The organism is Bradyrhizobium sp. NBAIM14 (assembly GCF_020193895.1).
In the GTDB taxonomy this organism is placed as follows: domain Bacteria; phylum Pseudomonadota; class Alphaproteobacteria; order Rhizobiales; family Xanthobacteraceae; genus Bradyrhizobium; species Bradyrhizobium yuanmingense.
The window spans coordinates 1-15,507 of sequence record NZ_JADYVQ010000040.1; the positions used below are offsets into that span (position 1 = coordinate 1).

At 65.6% G+C, this 15,507-nt stretch carries 16 protein-coding genes; 10 read left to right on the forward strand and 6 right to left on the reverse strand.

Annotated features, from left to right (window positions below):
- From I6F28_RS36370 to I6F28_RS36385, 4 genes are all read left to right on the forward strand, one after another.
- The coding region (locus tag I6F28_RS36370; protein ID WP_225143753.1) for a chemotaxis protein CheW at positions 1-248 on the forward strand (248 nt) is incomplete at its 5' end.
- Between the two features lie 72 nt (positions 249-320).
- Positions 321-686, forward strand: coding sequence for a response regulator (locus I6F28_RS36375; protein ID WP_007600538.1), 366 nt, complete (start codon positions 321-323; stop codon positions 684-686).
- A 75-nt stretch (positions 687-761) separates the two neighbouring features.
- Positions 762-1,949 carry a protein-glutamate methylesterase/protein-glutamine glutaminase gene (gene cheB / locus I6F28_RS36380; RefSeq protein ID WP_225115058.1) on the forward strand — a complete coding sequence of 396 codons (1,188 nt, stop codon included), beginning with the start codon at positions 762-764 and terminating at the stop codon, positions 1,947-1,949.
- Positions 1,946-2,818, forward strand: a complete 873-nt coding sequence (locus I6F28_RS36385) for a CheR family methyltransferase (RefSeq protein WP_225115057.1) — start codon at positions 1,946-1,948, stop codon at positions 2,816-2,818. The genes cheB and I6F28_RS36385 overlap by 4 nt, the downstream gene beginning before the upstream one ends.
- Before the next feature lie 157 nt (positions 2,819-2,975).
- Here the strand turns inward: I6F28_RS36385 and I6F28_RS36390 are convergent, their stop codons facing one another.
- The 4 genes from I6F28_RS36390 to ctrA all read right to left on the reverse strand — a co-directional run bounded on the left by I6F28_RS36390 (position 2,976) and on the right by ctrA (position 5,792).
- Positions 2,976-4,136 (reverse strand): glutathionylspermidine synthase family protein, encoded by a 1,161-nt coding sequence (locus I6F28_RS36390; RefSeq protein ID WP_036011885.1) that lies wholly within the window; start codon positions 4,134-4,136, stop codon positions 2,976-2,978.
- A 3-nt stretch (positions 4,137-4,139) separates the two neighbouring features.
- On the reverse strand, positions 4,140-4,520 hold the full coding sequence (locus tag I6F28_RS36395) for a hypothetical protein (RefSeq protein ID WP_074448088.1): 381 nt from the start codon (positions 4,518-4,520) through the stop codon (positions 4,140-4,142).
- A 1-nt stretch (position 4,521) separates the two neighbouring features.
- Positions 4,522-4,926 (reverse strand): DUF350 domain-containing protein, encoded by a 405-nt coding sequence (locus I6F28_RS36400; protein ID WP_036011880.1) that lies wholly within the window; start codon positions 4,924-4,926, stop codon positions 4,522-4,524.
- A 164-nt stretch (positions 4,927-5,090) separates the two neighbouring features.
- A complete protein-coding gene (ctrA, locus tag I6F28_RS36405) occupies positions 5,091-5,792 on the reverse strand; it encodes a response regulator transcription factor CtrA (protein ID WP_016848562.1) in 702 nt (233 codons plus the stop codon).
- Positions 5,793-6,240: 448 nt separating this feature from the next.
- Between ctrA and fliI the strand changes: the two genes are divergently transcribed.
- The 6 genes from fliI (at position 6,241) to I6F28_RS36435 (ending at position 12,373) form a co-directional block, all read left to right on the forward strand.
- Positions 6,241-7,566 carry a flagellar protein export ATPase FliI gene (fliI, locus tag I6F28_RS36410; protein WP_036011877.1) on the forward strand — a complete coding sequence of 442 codons (1,326 nt, stop codon included), beginning with the start codon at positions 6,241-6,243 and terminating at the stop codon, positions 7,564-7,566.
- 121 nt (positions 7,567-7,687) lie between these two features.
- On the forward strand, positions 7,688-8,107 hold the full coding sequence (fliJ, locus tag I6F28_RS36415) for a flagellar export protein FliJ (protein ID WP_025032035.1): 420 nt from the start codon (positions 7,688-7,690) through the stop codon (positions 8,105-8,107).
- A 176-nt stretch (positions 8,108-8,283) separates the two neighbouring features.
- A complete protein-coding gene (locus tag I6F28_RS36420; RefSeq protein ID WP_036011874.1) occupies positions 8,284-8,829 on the forward strand; it encodes a sigma-70 family RNA polymerase sigma factor in 546 nt (181 codons plus the stop codon).
- 37 nt (positions 8,830-8,866) lie between these two features.
- Complete coding sequence (locus I6F28_RS36425; RefSeq protein ID WP_036011872.1) at positions 8,867-9,928, forward strand: anti-sigma factor; 1,062 nt, start codon at positions 8,867-8,869, stop codon at positions 9,926-9,928.
- Positions 9,929-10,079: 151 nt separating this feature from the next.
- Positions 10,080-11,039, forward strand: a complete 960-nt coding sequence (locus I6F28_RS36430) for a helix-turn-helix transcriptional regulator (protein ID WP_036011869.1) — start codon at positions 10,080-10,082, stop codon at positions 11,037-11,039.
- Between the two features lie 113 nt (positions 11,040-11,152).
- On the forward strand, positions 11,153-12,373 hold the full coding sequence (locus tag I6F28_RS36435) for an NAD(P)/FAD-dependent oxidoreductase (RefSeq protein WP_225143765.1): 1,221 nt from the start codon (positions 11,153-11,155) through the stop codon (positions 12,371-12,373).
- 279 nt (positions 12,374-12,652) lie between these two features.
- Here the strand turns inward: I6F28_RS36435 and I6F28_RS36440 are convergent, their stop codons facing one another.
- Together I6F28_RS36440 and flhA are read right to left on the reverse strand one after the other, a co-directional pair.
- Complete coding sequence (locus I6F28_RS36440) at positions 12,653-12,853, reverse strand: hypothetical protein (protein WP_036011854.1); 201 nt, start codon at positions 12,851-12,853, stop codon at positions 12,653-12,655.
- Between the two features lie 294 nt (positions 12,854-13,147).
- Positions 13,148-15,289 (reverse strand): flagellar biosynthesis protein FlhA, encoded by a 2,142-nt coding sequence (gene flhA, locus I6F28_RS36445; RefSeq protein ID WP_225143766.1) that lies wholly within the window; start codon positions 15,287-15,289, stop codon positions 13,148-13,150.
- Positions 15,290-15,507 lie beyond the last annotated feature (218 nt).

A 15,507-nucleotide genomic window follows, 5' to 3' on the forward strand; every position in this document is an offset into this window, starting at 1 on the left:
AGGACGAGGACGGCAAGACCGCGATGGCGGTCGGCGTCGACCTACGCGGCGAATCCTATGGCCTCCTGATCGACCAGATCGGCGAGGTGCTGCGCCTGCCCGAGGACGGCAAGGAAGAAAACCCCGTGAACCTCGACCCCCGCATGGCCAAGCTCGCCGGCGGCGTCCACCGCCTCGACGGCCAGCTCATGGTCGTCCTCGACGTCGACCGCGTCCTCGAGCTCGCGCCCGAGATGATGGCGGCCTGATACGGCGGCATTGCCGCCGAGGGACTTGCGATTGGAAGTGCCCCGCAAAGGGGAAAGGAAGCAGAGGTTCACATGCGAACTTGTCTCGTCGTTGATGATTCCAGCGTCATCCGAAAGGTTGCGCGCCGGATCCTGGAGGGGCTCGACTTCCAAATCCTCGAAGCCGAGGACGGTGAGAAGGCGCTGGAGGCCTGCAAGCGCGGCCTGCCGGACGCGGTGCTGCTCGACTGGAACATGCCGGTCATGGATGGCTACGAGTTCCTCGGCCATCTCAGGCGCATGCCCGGCGGCGACCAGCCCAAGGTGGTGTTCTGCACCACCGAGAACGACGTCGCGCATATCGCGCGCGCTCTGCACGCCGGCGCCAACGAATACATCATGAAGCCGTTCGACAAGGACATCGTGACGGCGAAATTTCAGGAAGTCGGCCTGATCTGAGCGATCTCCCGGAGGCTGAACGGATCCTTCGGCGCTTGTTTTCAACTGAACCGTTTCAGTCTGAGTTGGTGTGTAATGAGTGTTGCGTTCGCAGGTAATTCGACCACGAGCACGTCGCGCGAAACCGGGCCGCTGCGGGTGATGATCGTCGACGACTCGGTCGTCATCCGCGGTCTGATCTCGCGCTGGATTGGTGCCGAGCACGACATGGAGGTCGCGGCCTCGCTGCGCACCGGGCTCGAGGCGGTCAACCAGCTCGACCGCATCAATCCCGATGTTGCCGTGCTCGACATCGAAATGCCCGAGCTCGATGGCCTCTCGGCGCTGCCGCAACTGCTCGCCAAGAAGCGCGATCTCGTCATCATCATGGCTTCCACCCTGACCCGCCGCAACGCGGAGATCAGCTTCAAGGCGTTGTCGCTCGGCGCAGCCGACTACATTCCCAAGCCGGAATCGACGCGTGAGGCGTCGGCCGCGGACATTTTCCATCACGACCTGATCCAGAAGATCCGCCATCTCGGCGCGCGGCTGCGTCGCAAGTCTGCGGTTGCGAGTCCGCCGCTGGCGCCGGCGAGCCCGGCTCCCGTCGCGCGCAGTCCTGTCGCGCGGCCTGCCGCGCCTGCGCCCGCTCCGGCCCCCTCGTCAGGCTCGGTGTCAACGCGTCCGTTCTCGACCCAGGCGCCCAAGGTGCTGTTGATCGGCTCCTCGACCGGCGGTCCTCAGGCGCTGATGTCGCTCGTCACCGAGCTCAGCGCCGTGATCGATCGCTTCCCGGTGCTGATCACCCAGCACATGCCGCCGACCTTCACCACCATCCTGGCCGAGCATCTGGCGCGCTCGAGCCGCCGGCCGGCGGCCGAGGCGGTCGACGGCGAGCCGGTCAAGCCGGGACGGATCTACCTCGCACCGGGCGGCAAGCACATGCGCGTCACGCGCAGCGGCGCCGATCCTGTGATCGCGCTCGACGACGGCCCCGCCGTCAATTTCTGCAAGCCTGCGGTCGATCCGCTCTTCACCTCCGCCATCGACGTCTGGCACGGCAACATCCTCTCGGTGATCCTGACCGGCATGGGCTCGGACGGCATGCGCGGCGGCAAGGACATCGTCGCGGCCGGCGGCAGCGTGATTGCGCAGGACGAAGCCTCCAGCGTGGTCTGGGGCATGCCCGGCGCGGCGGCCAATGCCGGCATCTGCGCGGCGATCCTGCCGCTCAACCAGATCGGCGCCAAGGTCAACCGCCTGTTCGCTGGAGACCGCTCGTGACGCCCGCAGATTACGACTATCTGCGCAAGTTCCTGAAAGAGCGCTCCGGTCTCGATCTCTCCGCCGACAAGCAATATCTGGTCGAGAGCCGGCTGCTGCCGCTCGCCCGCAAGGCAAGCGTTCCCGGCATCCCCGACCTCGTCCTGAAGATCAGGAACGGCGACGGCCGGCTTGCGACCGACGTGGTCGAAGCGATGACCACCAACGAGACGTTCTTCTACCGCGACAAGATTCCGTTCGATCACCTGCGCGGCACCATCCTGCCGGGCCTGATCCAGGCGCGCGCGGCGCGCAAGTCGCTTCGCATCTGGTCGGCGGCCGCCTCGACCGGGCAGGAGCCCTATTCGATCGCGATGTGCGTGAAGGAGATGGGCGCGGCGCTCGCGGGGTGGCGCATCGAGATCGTCGCCACCGATCTGTCGCAGGAGGTGCTGGAGAAATCCAAGGCCGGCCTCTACAGCCAGTTCGAGGTGCAGCGCGGCCTGCCGATCCAGCATCTGGTGAAATACTTCACGCAAACCGGCGAGCTCTGGCAGCTCAACGCCGACATTCGCGCCATGGTGCAGTTCCGCCAGCTCAATCTGCTGCAGGACTTCTCCCATCTCGGCACGTTCGACGTGATCTTCTGCCGCAACGTGCTGATCTATTTCGACCAGGACACCAAGGCGGTGATTTTCGAGCGCATGGCGAAGGCCATGGAAGCCGACGGCACGCTGCTGCTGGGCGCTGCCGAATCCGTCGTCGGCATCACCGATGCATTCCGCCCGATCGCCGATCGCCGCGGCCTCTATCAGCTCAACCCCGCGCGCTCCGGCCGTCCGATGGGCGGATTGATGCCGCAGCCGCTGAAGGTCGCCGCGGCGAGATGAGTTCTCTTTGTCATTCCGGGGCCGCGCATAAGCGCGGAGCCCGGAATCCATAACCATAGGCCATCGAAATAGGCAGGCGGTTAGACCAGGGCCATTTCATCCGACTGGGGTTATGGATTCCGGGCTCGCGACTTTGTCGCGCCCCGGAATGACAAAATCACAAAATCGCATGCGGCAAGAACCGCGAGCGGTTGCCCGTGATCGGGCTCTCGTCCTCGCGGATCGATATCCCGCAGGGCTCGTGGTTCACCAGCCAGCTTCCGATCACCGGATAGCAGCCCGAAAAGTTCGGCAGCGGTGCCAGCGCCTGACGTACGAAACCTTCGGCGCCGTACGGCCCCGTCTGCTCGTCGAGCGGCATGCCGCCGGAGACCAGCGTGACATTGGCGCCTTCGCGCGACAGCAGCGGCTTGCGCACATAGGACGTGCCGAGCTCGGCGGCGCGCGGATCGTCCTCGAAGAAGGCCGGCAGCAGATTGGGATGGTTCGGAAACATCTCCCAGAGCAGCGGCAAGATGCCCTTGTTGGAGAGCACCGCCTTCCACGGCGGCTCGATCCAGCGCGTTGGCGCATCCTTCAGCTTTGCGCCGAAGGCGTCCTGGAACATCCATTCCCAGGGATAGAGCTTGAAGGCGAGCGCGATGTCGTTCTCGCCGAGATCGACGAAGCCGCCGGCCTCGTCGCGCCAGCCGACCTGCTCGATGTCGAGCAGCGTCGTCGAGAGTCCGGCCTGGCGCGCGGTGTCTTCGAGATAAGCGAGCGTGCCGGCGTCCTCTTCGTTGCCGGTGATCCCTGTGAGATGGACGTGACGGCTCCCAGCGATCTCCTTCCATGCCGCGATCAGCCGCTCGTGGATGGAGTTGAATTGGTCGGCACGCGAGGGGATGACGCGGCGTTCGATCGCCTGTTCGAGCCAGGTCCATTGGAACACCGCGGCCTCGAAGATCGAGGTCGGCGTGTCCGCGTTGTATTCGAGCAGCTTTGCCGGCGATTTGCCGTCGAACCTCAGATCGAGCCGGCCGTAGAGGCTGCGGTCGTCGCGCTTCCAGCTCTCGACGATCAGGCCCCAGAACGCTTCCGGAATCTTCAGCCGTCGCAAGGAACGCTCGTCGCCGATGACGCGGCCGGCGAGTTCCAGGCACATCGCGTCGATCTCGCCGGTCGGCGCCTCGATGCCTCGCTCGATCTCCTCCAGCGTAAAGCCATAATAGGCGCGCTCGTCCCAATAGCGCTCGCCGTCGATGGTGTGGAAGACGAAGCCGCATCGTGCGGCGGTCTCCCGCCAGTCGTCGCGCTCGAGGCAGGTGATGCGCTGCATGGATCAGCCGCCGCCCGAGAAGCCGTGGCCGAACGAGCCGAAGCCGCCGCGGCTCACGCTGCTATGGCTGACATTGGACGACGTTCCCGACGAGGAATGGCTGGAGGAATCGCCGCTGAACAAGCTCGATCGCGACGACCAGCGCGAACTGCTGCCGCCCGACGAACTGCTGCTGCTCGTGCAGGTCGTGGTCGTCTGCCCCGGCACGGCGCCGGGCGTGGGCTCGCAGTTCTGCCGCGGCATCAAGGTATAGGCCGTGGTGCCGACGGCGATCGTGCCCATCACCAGCAGCGCGACGTGGCCGGAGCGCTTCACCGGCGGTCGCGGCGGCTCGGCGACTGGCCGGCGCTTGCCGAACTCCTTCTTGGCGGGTTTGTCGGCCATGTCAGTAGATCATGCTGGCGGCGTTCAGCAGGCCCGCGGCGAGCGAGGACAGGCCGAGCCAGATCGCCGGGGCAAGCTCGCCGTCATCGATGCGCCTCGACAAGTCCGGCACCGGAACCTTGACGAGATAGAACACGATGACCTGCACGATCAGCGCGATCGTCGCCCAGATCAGGCAGTCCAGCACGTTGGCCGAATGCGCGATGGCGCTGACCAGCGGCGCCACGAAGCCGAGCAGGCTGAGCCCAAGCGCGATCGCCGCGGCCGGCTGGTTGTCGCGAATGAGCTGGAATTCGTTATGCGCCGTGATGCGGGTGTAGACGAACAGATAGGCCACGATCACGATCAGCCCGGTGCAGAAATAGACCAGGAAGGCGGGCAGGCCGGCGAGTGATTGCAGGATCATCGTTCCCCCATCGTGCAGCGACCATTCGTCGGCAGGGGAAGGCTAGGGGTTCAAACGTTAAGCTTCCAATGAAGCGTCCCCCCAAAAACGAAAACCCCGCCATTTGCGGCGGGGTCCAGGCTGGGAGGAGCGAGCCTGACTGGGCTCGCGACGTAACCCAGGGATCAGGCGGGGATGCGCTCGTCGGCCTCGTGCGGCTCGCGCAGCACGTAGCCGCGGCCCCAGACGGTCTCGATGAAGTTGCGGCCCTCGGAGGCGTTGGCGAGCTTCTTGCGGAGCTTGCAAATGAAGACGTCGATGATCTTCAGTTCGGGCTCGTCCATGCCGCCATAGAGGTGGTTGAGGAACATTTCCTTGGTGAGGGTCGTGCCTTTGCGGAGCGAGAGCAGCTCCAGCATCTGATATTCCTTGCCGGTCAGATGCACGCGCTGACCTCCGACTTCCACCGTCTTGGTGTCGAGGTTGACGACGAGGTCGCCGGTCTGGATGACCGACTGGGCATGGCCCTTGGAGCGGCGCACGATGGCGTGAATGCGGGCCACCAGCTCGTCCTTGTGGAAGGGCTTGGTCATGTAGTCGTCGGCGCCGACGCCGAGACCTTTGACCTTGTCCTCGATGCCGGCGAGGCCGGAGAGGATCAGAATCGGTGTCTTGATCTTGGAGACCCGGAGCTGCTTGAGCACATCGTAGCCGGACATGTCGGGCAGGTTGAGGTCGAGGAGAATAATGTCGTAATCGTATAGTTTACCGAGATCGACGCCTTCTTCCCCCAAATCGGTCGTGTAGACGTTGAAGCTCTCCGACTTCAGCATCAGCTCGATCGACTGCGCGACGGCGCTGTCATCTTCAATCAGCAAAACGCGCATGCCAGTTCCCCATAGTCGCCGCTCCTGGGCGTCAGGTCGGCCGCATTCGCGGCACTCAACAAAACGCCTTTGAACAACTGATTCGGATCCTGACAACAGATGGTTAACAAAGTCTGATTCTGGAACGCAAGTCCCCCCGGTGCAATTTTTGTCGAATCGCCCTAAGGTCTTGCGTACGAAGCAGCTTTCGTTACCCGATTCCGTTCAAGCTCCACTTTAAGAGACGGGCCTAACCGACTCCCGCGACTCAGCCTTCTTCTGAAGGGGAGGCACGCTCAGTCTCAAAGACAGTGACGCAATGATTAATGATGCGGGTAAACACGAAGTTAAGCGCCGTTCAGAAATATGGCGAAACTTAAGGTTTTCACCGTGATGTCCCGGGATCACCGAAGGCGACCATCTCATGAGGACCCTCATATGAAGGTGCGCTGCTGATGAAGGCCCCCCGATGAAGGCGCTGGCCGAACAGATCGGCGACATCGACGGCATCAACATCTATGGCCGCGTGGTCGGCGTTCGCGGTCTGATGGTCGAGGTGGCCGGCCCTATCCACGCGATGTCGGTCGGCGCGCGGCTGGTGATCGAGACCGGCGCTAACCGCACCATTCCGTGCGAGGTGATCGGCTTCTCCGGCAACAATGCCGTGGTGATGCCGTTCGCCGGCCTCGAGGGCGTGCGCCGCGGCTGCAAGGCGGTCATCGCCAATGCCGCCAACCAAGTGAGGCCGTCCGCGGCCTGGCTGGGACGCGTCGTCAATGCGCTGGGCGAGCCGATCGACGGCAAGGGGCCGCTGCCGCAGGGCTCTTCGCCGATGCCGTTCCGCAATACGCCGCCGCCCGCCCATTCGCGCAAGCGCGTCGGCAGCCCGCTCGACCTCGGCGTGCGCGCCATGAACACCTTCCTCACCTGCTGCCGCGGTCAGCGCATGGGCATCTTCGCAGGCTCCGGCGTCGGCAAGTCGGTGCTGCTGTCGATGCTGGCGCGCAACGTCGATGCCGATGTCAGTGTCATCGGGCTGATCGGCGAACGCGGCCGCGAGGTGCAGGAATTCCTGCAGGACGATCTCGGCGAGGAGGGCCTTGCGCGCTCAGTCGTGGTGGTCGCGACCTCCGACGAGCCGGCCCTGATGCGCCGCCAGGCGGCCTACCTCACGCTCGCGGTCGCCGAATATTTTCGCGACGAGGACAAGGACGTGCTCTGCCTGATGGACTCGGTGACGCGCTTTGCGATGGCCCAGCGCGAGATCGGCCTGTCTGCCGGCGAGCCGCCGACGGCCAAGGGTTACACGCCGACCGTCTTCACCGAGTTGCCGAAGCTGCTGGAGCGTGCCGGGCCGGGATTGGGCGAGGGCGCCATCACCGCGATCTTCACGGTGCTGGTCGACGGCGACGACCATAACGAGCCGATCGCCGATGCCGTCCGCGGCATCCTCGACGGCCACATCGTGATGCAGCGCTCGATCGCCGAGCGCGGCCGCTATCCCGCGATCAACATTCTCAAATCCGTCTCGCGCACGATGCCGAAATCGGCCGATCCGCAGTTCTGGCCGGTGATCCAGCGGGCGCGCCAGGTGATGGCGACCTATGCCGACATGGAGGAATTGATCCGTCTCGGCGCCTACCGCGCCGGCTCCAGTCCCGAGGTCGACGAGGCCATCCGCCTCAACGAGCCGCTGGAAGCCTTCCTGCGCCAGCGCAAGGACGAAAAGGCATCGCTCGCGGAGGGCTATCGCCAATTGGCGCAAATCCTCGGCAATTTGGAAACGGAACGCTAACTTTGTCCGGTCATCATCCGATCCCACAGAGTAGCAGAGCCGGTCTGGGCCCCCTTCGGGCCCGTGGGGTGACCGGTATCGTCCCACGTGCAGCGGGGGGACTTCTGGGGAGTACGAGTCGATGAAGTCACGAGATACCCTCATCCGCCTGAAGAAGTTTCAGGTCGACGAGAAGCGCCGCCGGGTCACCCAGATCGAGACCATGATCGCCGACTTCCAGCGCATGTCGGTCGATCTCGAACGCGAGATCCAGACCGAGCAGGAGCGCGCCGGGATCAACGATCCCTCGCACTTCGCCTACCCGACCTACGCCAAAGCCGCGATCCAGCGCCGCGAGAACCTGACCCGCTCGGCCGACGAGCTCAAGGGCCAGCTTGAGGAAGCCAAGGCCGCACTGGCCGAGGCCTTCGAGGAGCTGAAAAAGGTCGAGCTGCTCGACGAGCGCGACCAGGCCCGCGAGCGCGCCGAGGAGAACGCCCGCGAGCAGGCCGACCTCGACAGCATCGGCCTGATGCGTGCCCGCATCGGCGCCGTCGCCTGAGCCGCTAGCCCGCCCCTCCAGGAATTGTCAAAACCCGGACCCGCAAGGTCCGGGTTTTTGCATGTGCTGTCCACAGTGTGGCGCCGCGCCCCTTGGTGGTCCGCTTGGCCGCGCGCTATGGTGGTGCGGTGCCGGGGTCTACGCGGAACGCGACGGCCCGCGTGTTGGGGGGCTGAATGCTGACGCCAGCGGAGCTGGTCGGGTTGATTGAGGCGGTGGCGAAGGGCGATCAGGCCGCGTTCGAGCGCCTCTACGCCGCCACGCGCGCGAAACTCTATGGCGTCGTGCTCCGTATCTTGCGCAGGCAGGATCTCGCGGAGGAGGTCATTCAGGAGACTTACGTCAAGATCTGGAACAGCGCCGGCCAGTTCAATCCGGCCCTGTCCTCGCCGATCACGTGGATGGCCTCGATCGCGCGCAACCGCGCGATCGACGTCGTCCGCAAGAAGTCGGAAGCCTCCATCGAGGAAGAGCCTCAGGCGATGGAGGTCGCGGCCGAAAGTCCCGATCCACTGGCCCGCCGCGAGATGACCGAGGAGCTGAAGCGGCTCTTGGAATGCATCGGCCGGCTCGAGCCGGACCGTCAGAGGCTCGTGCTGCTCGCCTATTACAACGGCTGGAGCCGCGAGCAATTGGCGGAGAAGTTTTCAGCGCCGGTCAACACGGTGAAGACGTGGCTGCGGCGCAGCATGCTGGATATCCGGGAGTGCCTCGGACTGTGATCGCTTGGATGATGAGGGTGGTTCTGGACTGCAATTGATGGCCTACACGGAGGACCATATCGCGCTCGCCGCGGAATATGCGCTCGGGACGCTCGGCGCCGACGAGCGCGCGCAGGTCGAGACCATGATGGCGGTGGACCCGGCGTTCGCCGAGATCGTGCAGGCCTGGGCCTATCGGCTCGGCGTGCTCAACCAGATGGTCGGCTCGGTCGAGCCGCGTCCGATCGTGTGGGAGAACATCAGGGCGGAGATCGCGCGCACGACCGCCGCGCAGGAGCCGCCTGCGCCTGCCGAAGCTTCGCCGCCACCACAGCCGCCTGTGCCCGAGACGTCCTCGCTGGCAGCTGCGGAATCTCCGCCCGAGAGCTCGCAGTCGGCTGAGGTGCAGCAGCCCGAAGCCGCCGCGCCTGAGGCGCCGCGTCCCGAGTTTGATGCTGTTCCGGACATCGCGCCGCAATTCATCCCGCAAGTCCATGCGCCGGATGCCAACCTCGTCCGTGCGGCCCAAGCGCCGGTGGTCGACGACAGCAATGTGATTCGTCTCGAGAGCCGGGTGAAGCGCTGGCGCACCATCGCTTCCGCCATTGGCGCGCTCGCGGCCGCGCTGCTCGTAACGCTGTCGCTGCAGATCTTGCTGCCCGACGCGCTGCCGGGCGCTTTGCGTCCCCCGCCGCGCATCCAGACGGTCGAGGTGAAGACGCCGGCCGCGCCGCTCGCCGCCTCCGCGCAATATGTTGCGCTGCTGCAGGGCCAGGGCGGTGGCCCCGCCTTCATCCTCACCATCGACGGCGCGACGCGGAATTTCACGGTGCGGAAGGTCGGCGCGACGCCGGAGCCCGGCAAGAGCTTCGAGCTCTGGCTGATCTCGGACAAGCTGCCGCGCCCGCGCTCGCTCGGCGTGATCGGTGCCGGCGATTTCACCGCGCGTCCACTGCTCGCCTCCTACGATGCCGAGGTCGTCAATAGCGCGACCTTCGCCGTCACCATCGAGCAGGCGGGCGGCTCGCCGAACGGCCAGCCGACCTCCGCCCCGGTGTTTTCCGGCAAGCTGATCGAGACCGTGCCGCCGGCCCAACCGCAGGCGCCCGCGCAAAAATAGGTGCCACGGCGACTGTCGCCACGGTCCATCCCGCTGTCGCAGCCCGACAAGTGCTCCCGAATCCGCCCTCGATTTGAACCTCGCCTCGGTCCACGGCGTCAAATTCCCGGAATTTGAACGCGATTGATGCCGGAAAGGGCGAGAAAATCAGATGGATGCAGCGAGAACGCCGGGCATCTTCCTTCACCAATATGCAGGCCTGCCGCACGGTCCGGCCTTCGAGCATTGGCGCGAGCGGGCCGTCGGTCGCTGCGGCCTCGATATCGGGCCGAGCCATGGCGACAGCATCGATTGCCGGCTGCAGATCAGCGTCGTCGACAACATCATGCTCGCCATTCCGGAAGGCGCCTCGGCGCAATATTCCCGCACGCAGAGCCACCTTGCCGACGGCAGCGACGATCTCGTCCTGATCGCGGCCCACGCAGGGCTCGTCCGCGTCGGGCAAAACGGCCACACCGTCGAGCTCACGCCCGCCCAGATGGTGCTCGTCGACATGAGCGTGACCGGGACCGTCGGCCACACCGAGGCAGACCGCTTCACCAGCATTCGCATGCCGCGCCGTGCGCTGCTCGACATCAATCCACGCGCCGAGGACAAGCTCTCGCAGGTGCTCGTCGACGGCGCAGTCGCCGAGACCATCTTCCGCTACCACGCGCTCGCCGCCAATCACGCGCCGCATCTCGATGCGGTCGGCCAGCGCCTGACCGCGCAGCACATGATCGATCTCGTCGGTCTCCTGCTCGGCACCGATGCCGAGCACGCAAGCCGCGCCCGCGGCCGCGGGCAGGCGGCGGCGCGCCTCGATCTCATGCGCGCCGACGTGATGGCCGCACTCGGCCGTAACGATCTCTGCCTCGCCGAAGTTGCGACGCGCTCAGGCCTCAGCCCGCGCCAGGCCCAGCGCCTGTTCGAGCAGGCCGGCACGACCTTCACCGAATTCGTGCTGGAGCAGCGCCTGCTCCACGCGCGCAAGCTGCTCGGCGATCCCCGCGCCAGGATGCGCAAGATCAGCGACATCGCGCATTCCTCCGGCTTCTCCGATCTGTCCTACTTCAACCGCGCCTTCCGCAAGCGCTTTGGCGCGACGCCGTCGGAGCTGCGCGAGGCATAAATCGCGATTTTGTGCAGCGGCGCGGACGCCGCCGCATTTGGTCGGCGCCTGTTGTTGCGCTAGTCTGTCTCCGCGGGCTGACCGCGGGTGTCGGGAAAGTGCAGTAGGCGGAGATGGCGCGTATCGTCGTGCTCGGCGCCGGGTTTGCGGGCTTGTGGGCGGCCATCGGCGCTGCGCGCAAGCGCGAGGAGATCGGCGCGAGCGACCGCGACATCGAGATCCGTCTCGTCGACCGCAATCCCTATCACAACATCCGCGTGCGCAATTACGAGGTCGACCTCAGCGAGGTCGCGCTTCCGCTCGGACAATTGCTCGATCCGATCGGTGTCAGCCACGGCCTCGGCGAGGTCGAGGCCATCGATCCGGCCCGGCGCGAAATCTCGCTCGTCACCAGCGCCGGCAAGGAGACGCTGCACTATGACCGCCTCGTGCTGGCGCTCGGCAGCGCGGTGATGCGCCCCGATATTCCCGGCCTGGCCGCACACGCCTTCGACGTCGACACCTATGCCGCGGCGCTCCGCCTTGAAGATCATCTAGTTTCGCTCGGACGCAGCGCGCCGTCTCCGGGCCATTCAACGGTGGTCGTGGTCGGCGCCGGCTTCACCGGCATCGAAGTCGCAGCTGAGATGCCGGACCGGTTGGCGCGCGCAGGGATCACCGGCAGCCGCCGCATCATCCTGGTCGATCCCAATCCGAGCGTCGGCGCCAGCATCGGCGCGAACGCGCGCCCGGTGATCGAGACGGCCCTGGCTTCGCTCGACATCGAGACGCGGCTCGGCGTGCGTGTCGCCGCGATCGAGGCCGCGGGCATGCGCCTGAGTTCGGGCGAATTCATTCCGGCACGGACGGTGATCTGGTGCGCGGGCATGCGGGCAAGCCCTTTGGCGGCGACCTTTCCGGGCGGGCGCGATTCGCTCGGGCGCCTGCTCGTCGATCCCTTCATGCGCGTGGCCGATGTCGGCGGCGTGTTCGCGGCCGGCGACGTCGCCTCGAGCGTGATCGACGGGCTGCATCCGACATTGATGTCCTGTCAGTTCGCCCGTCCCATGGGCCGCTTCGCCGGCCACAACGTGGTCGCCGATCTCGTCGGCCTGCCCATGCTGCCGCTGCGGATCGACTGGTACGTCACCGTGCTCGACCTCGGCGGCTGGGGCGCGCTCTATACCGAAGGATGGAATCGCGAGGTCCGTGCCACCGGCGCGGCCGCGAAGGCGACCAAACAGACCATCAACCGCAAGCGCATCTATCCGCCGCTCTCGGGACGCAAGGACGAGCTGTTCGCTGCCGCCGCCCCGACCGTGCAGGCGCCGCCGCCGACGTATGGGGGAAGGTAGTTGGCAGGCAGGGCCGTGCCGCTTGCTCCGTCATTGCGAGCGCAGCGAATCAATCCAGAGTCTTTCCGCGGAGGCAGTCTGGATTGCTTCGCTGCGCTCGCAATGACGAATTGGACGCGCGTGCGCTCGCAATGACGAGGTACCAGAAATGGGAAAGCGCCCGTGGGGGGCGGGCGCTTTCTGTAGTCGACTTGGGGTTGGGGTCGTCTACATATCCACGTGGCGACTTTGGGGGGCTGGTAAAGAGCCGCGTGAATTCACAAAACTCGTCAGGTCTCCTTAGCGAACGAGGGACGCGTTCGAACTGGTGACAACGACCGGCTTGCCGGCCTTGATGACGCGGGCGGTCTGGGTCAGGCCTTCATCCGAACCCGAGCGTGCCGTAATGCCGAGGCCAGCCACCGCGATCCCTGCGACGAGGGCGACGACCACGATTTTCAAATGGGTCGCGCGATCTGCGCTGTAGATCGAGTGGTTCATGGAAGCCTCCTGCCGCCATCTACCCGAAGTAGTCGCCAGCCGTTTGAGGCAGGTTCATGCTTCCGGTGCCCATCAACCTAGTATCGGGGGGATTCGTTCCCAAGGGGCCATCACAAGGGCGTGATATGACGTGATAGATCGCGATCAAAGGCGACCCTTGATCGTTCTTTTATATAATTATTTCAAAGCTATAATGAGCCTAGTGCCGGGCTTTAGAGGCCTTGGTCGACAAGGCGCCAGGAACTCAAAAACCATTTGCCTGTGGCTGAAAAACACACGGCTTCTTAAGGCAAATCAGATGCTTCCGACGGTTTTCAGCCTCGCCCTGGGGTGGATTTCCGCCTGCGACAGCACGGTGGTCTGGGCCCGGAACCGTTCCACCAGGGAGCGCACGAAGGGCCGAATGGAAGCGGAGGTGACCAGCACCGGCGCCTCGCCCTCGCGGGCGGCGCGCTCGAAAGCCTCGCGCACGGCGGTCATGAATTCCGAAAGTTTCGAGGGCTGCATGGCAAGGCTCCGCTCCTCGCCCTGGCCGATGATGGATTCGGCAAAAGCCTGCTCCCATTTCGCCGACAGCGCGATCAGCGGCAGATAGCCGGCGTAAGAGGTGTTCTGCGCGCAGATCTGCCGCGCTAGGCGGGCGCGGACGTGCTCGACCATGGTCGCGGGGTTGCGCGAGAAGGCGAGCGAATCCGCGATGCCTTCGAGGATGGTGGAGAGGTCGCGGATCGAGATGCGCTCGGCGAGCAGCAGCTGCAGCACGCGCTGGATGCCGGAGACCGTGACCTGGCCCGGGACGATGTCCTTGACCAGCTCGCTCTGCTCCTTCGGCAGCTCCTTGAGCAGCTTCTGCACCTCGCCGTAGGACAACAGGTCCGACATGTTGGCCTTGAGCAGCTCGGTGAGATGGGTCGAGAGCACGGTCGCGGCGTCGACGACGGTGTAGCCCTTGAGCGAGGCCTCTTCCTTGAGGCTGGCATCGACCCAGGTTGCGGGCAGGCCGAAGGTCGGCTCGGTGGTGTGGATGCCGGGCACCTGCACCTGGCCGCCGCCGGGGTCCATGACCATGAACTGGTTCGGCCAGATCTTCCCGGTGCCGGCGTCGACCTCCTTGATCTTGATGATGTAGGTGTTGGCCTCGAGCTGGACGTTATCGAGGATGCGCACCGCCGGCATCACGAAGCCCATCTCGATCGCGAGCGAACGGCGCAGCGCCTTGATCTGCTCGGTGAGGCGGTCGGTGCCGTCAGGGCCGTTGACCAGCGGCAGCAGGGCGTAGCCGAGTTCGATCTTAAGGTCGTCGATCTTGAGCGCGGCCGAGATCGGCTCTTCCGTCGCGGCAGCGCCCGGCGCACCCGGCGTTCCCGGAGCGGGCGCGGCGTGAACGGCGGCTTCGGCCTTGGCCGCCACGCGGTTGCGGTTGCGGGCGTTCCAGGCCAGCGCGCCGGCGCCGGCGCCGAGCGCGAGGAAGGGCAGGGTCGGAATGCCCGGCAGCGCCGCCAGCACCAGCATCACCGCCGAGGACATCGCCAGCGCCTGCGGATAGCCGGAGAACTGCTTCATGAGCGCCTTGTCGGCGGCGCCGGAGACGCCGGCCTTGGAGACGAGCAGGCCGGCCGCGGTCGAGACGATCAGCGCCGGCACCTGGGTGACAAGGCCGTCACCGACGGTCAGCAGCGTGTAGGTGCGCCCCGCGTCGGCGAAGGACATGCCCTGCTGCGCGACGCCGATGATGATGCCGCCGACGACGTTGATGAACACGACCAGGAGGCCGGCGATGGCGTCGCCCCGGACGAACTTGGAGGCGCCGTCCATGGCCCCGAAGAAGCCGCTCTCGTCCTCGAGCTCCTTGCGCCGCTCCTTGGCGACCTTCTCGTCGATCAGGCCGGCGCCGAGGTCGGCGTCGATCGCCATCTGCTTGCCGGGCATGGCGTCGAGGTGGAAGCGGGCGGCGACTTCGGCGATGCGGCCCGAGCCCTTGGTGATGACGACGAAATTGACGATGATCAGGATGGCGAAGACGATGATGCCGATGACGAAATTGCCGCCCATCACGAAGTTGCCGAAGGCCTCGATGACGTGACCGGCGGCGGCCGTGCCCTCGTGCCCGTGCGACAGGATCAGCCGGGTTGAGGCCATGTTGAGCGAGAGCCGCAGCATAGTCGAGATCAGGAGGACGGTCGGGAAGGCCGAGAACTCCAGCGGCGTCTGGATGAACAGCGACGTCATCAGGATCAGGATCGAGAGCGTGATCGAGATCGCCAGGAACACGTCCAGCACGATCGCGGGCAGCGGCAGGATCAGCACCACCAGGATGGTGAGAACGCCGAGCGCCAGCGCGATGTCGCCGCGCTTGAGGACGGTGACGATGTCATTGAGGGAAGGGATCGAGGGCCTTGCGCTGCCTACGCCCTGTCCTGCCGTGACGTCGACCATGGTAGCTGCCTCCCCGCGCGACTGCCGTCCGCGCGCCCCAAACGTCTGCGCGGCGGCCGACGGGCCGCCGTTCCGAAAGTGAGGCACCGCACTGGCGTCCACGGGAGCTCCCGTTCTAAACGCGGCCGACGACACTCGACTTCACCCGGCAATTCTTGCCGGGTGTATGGTTAGCAAAGGGTTAACGGAGGGGGTGGGAGGAGCTCAGACCGGGATGT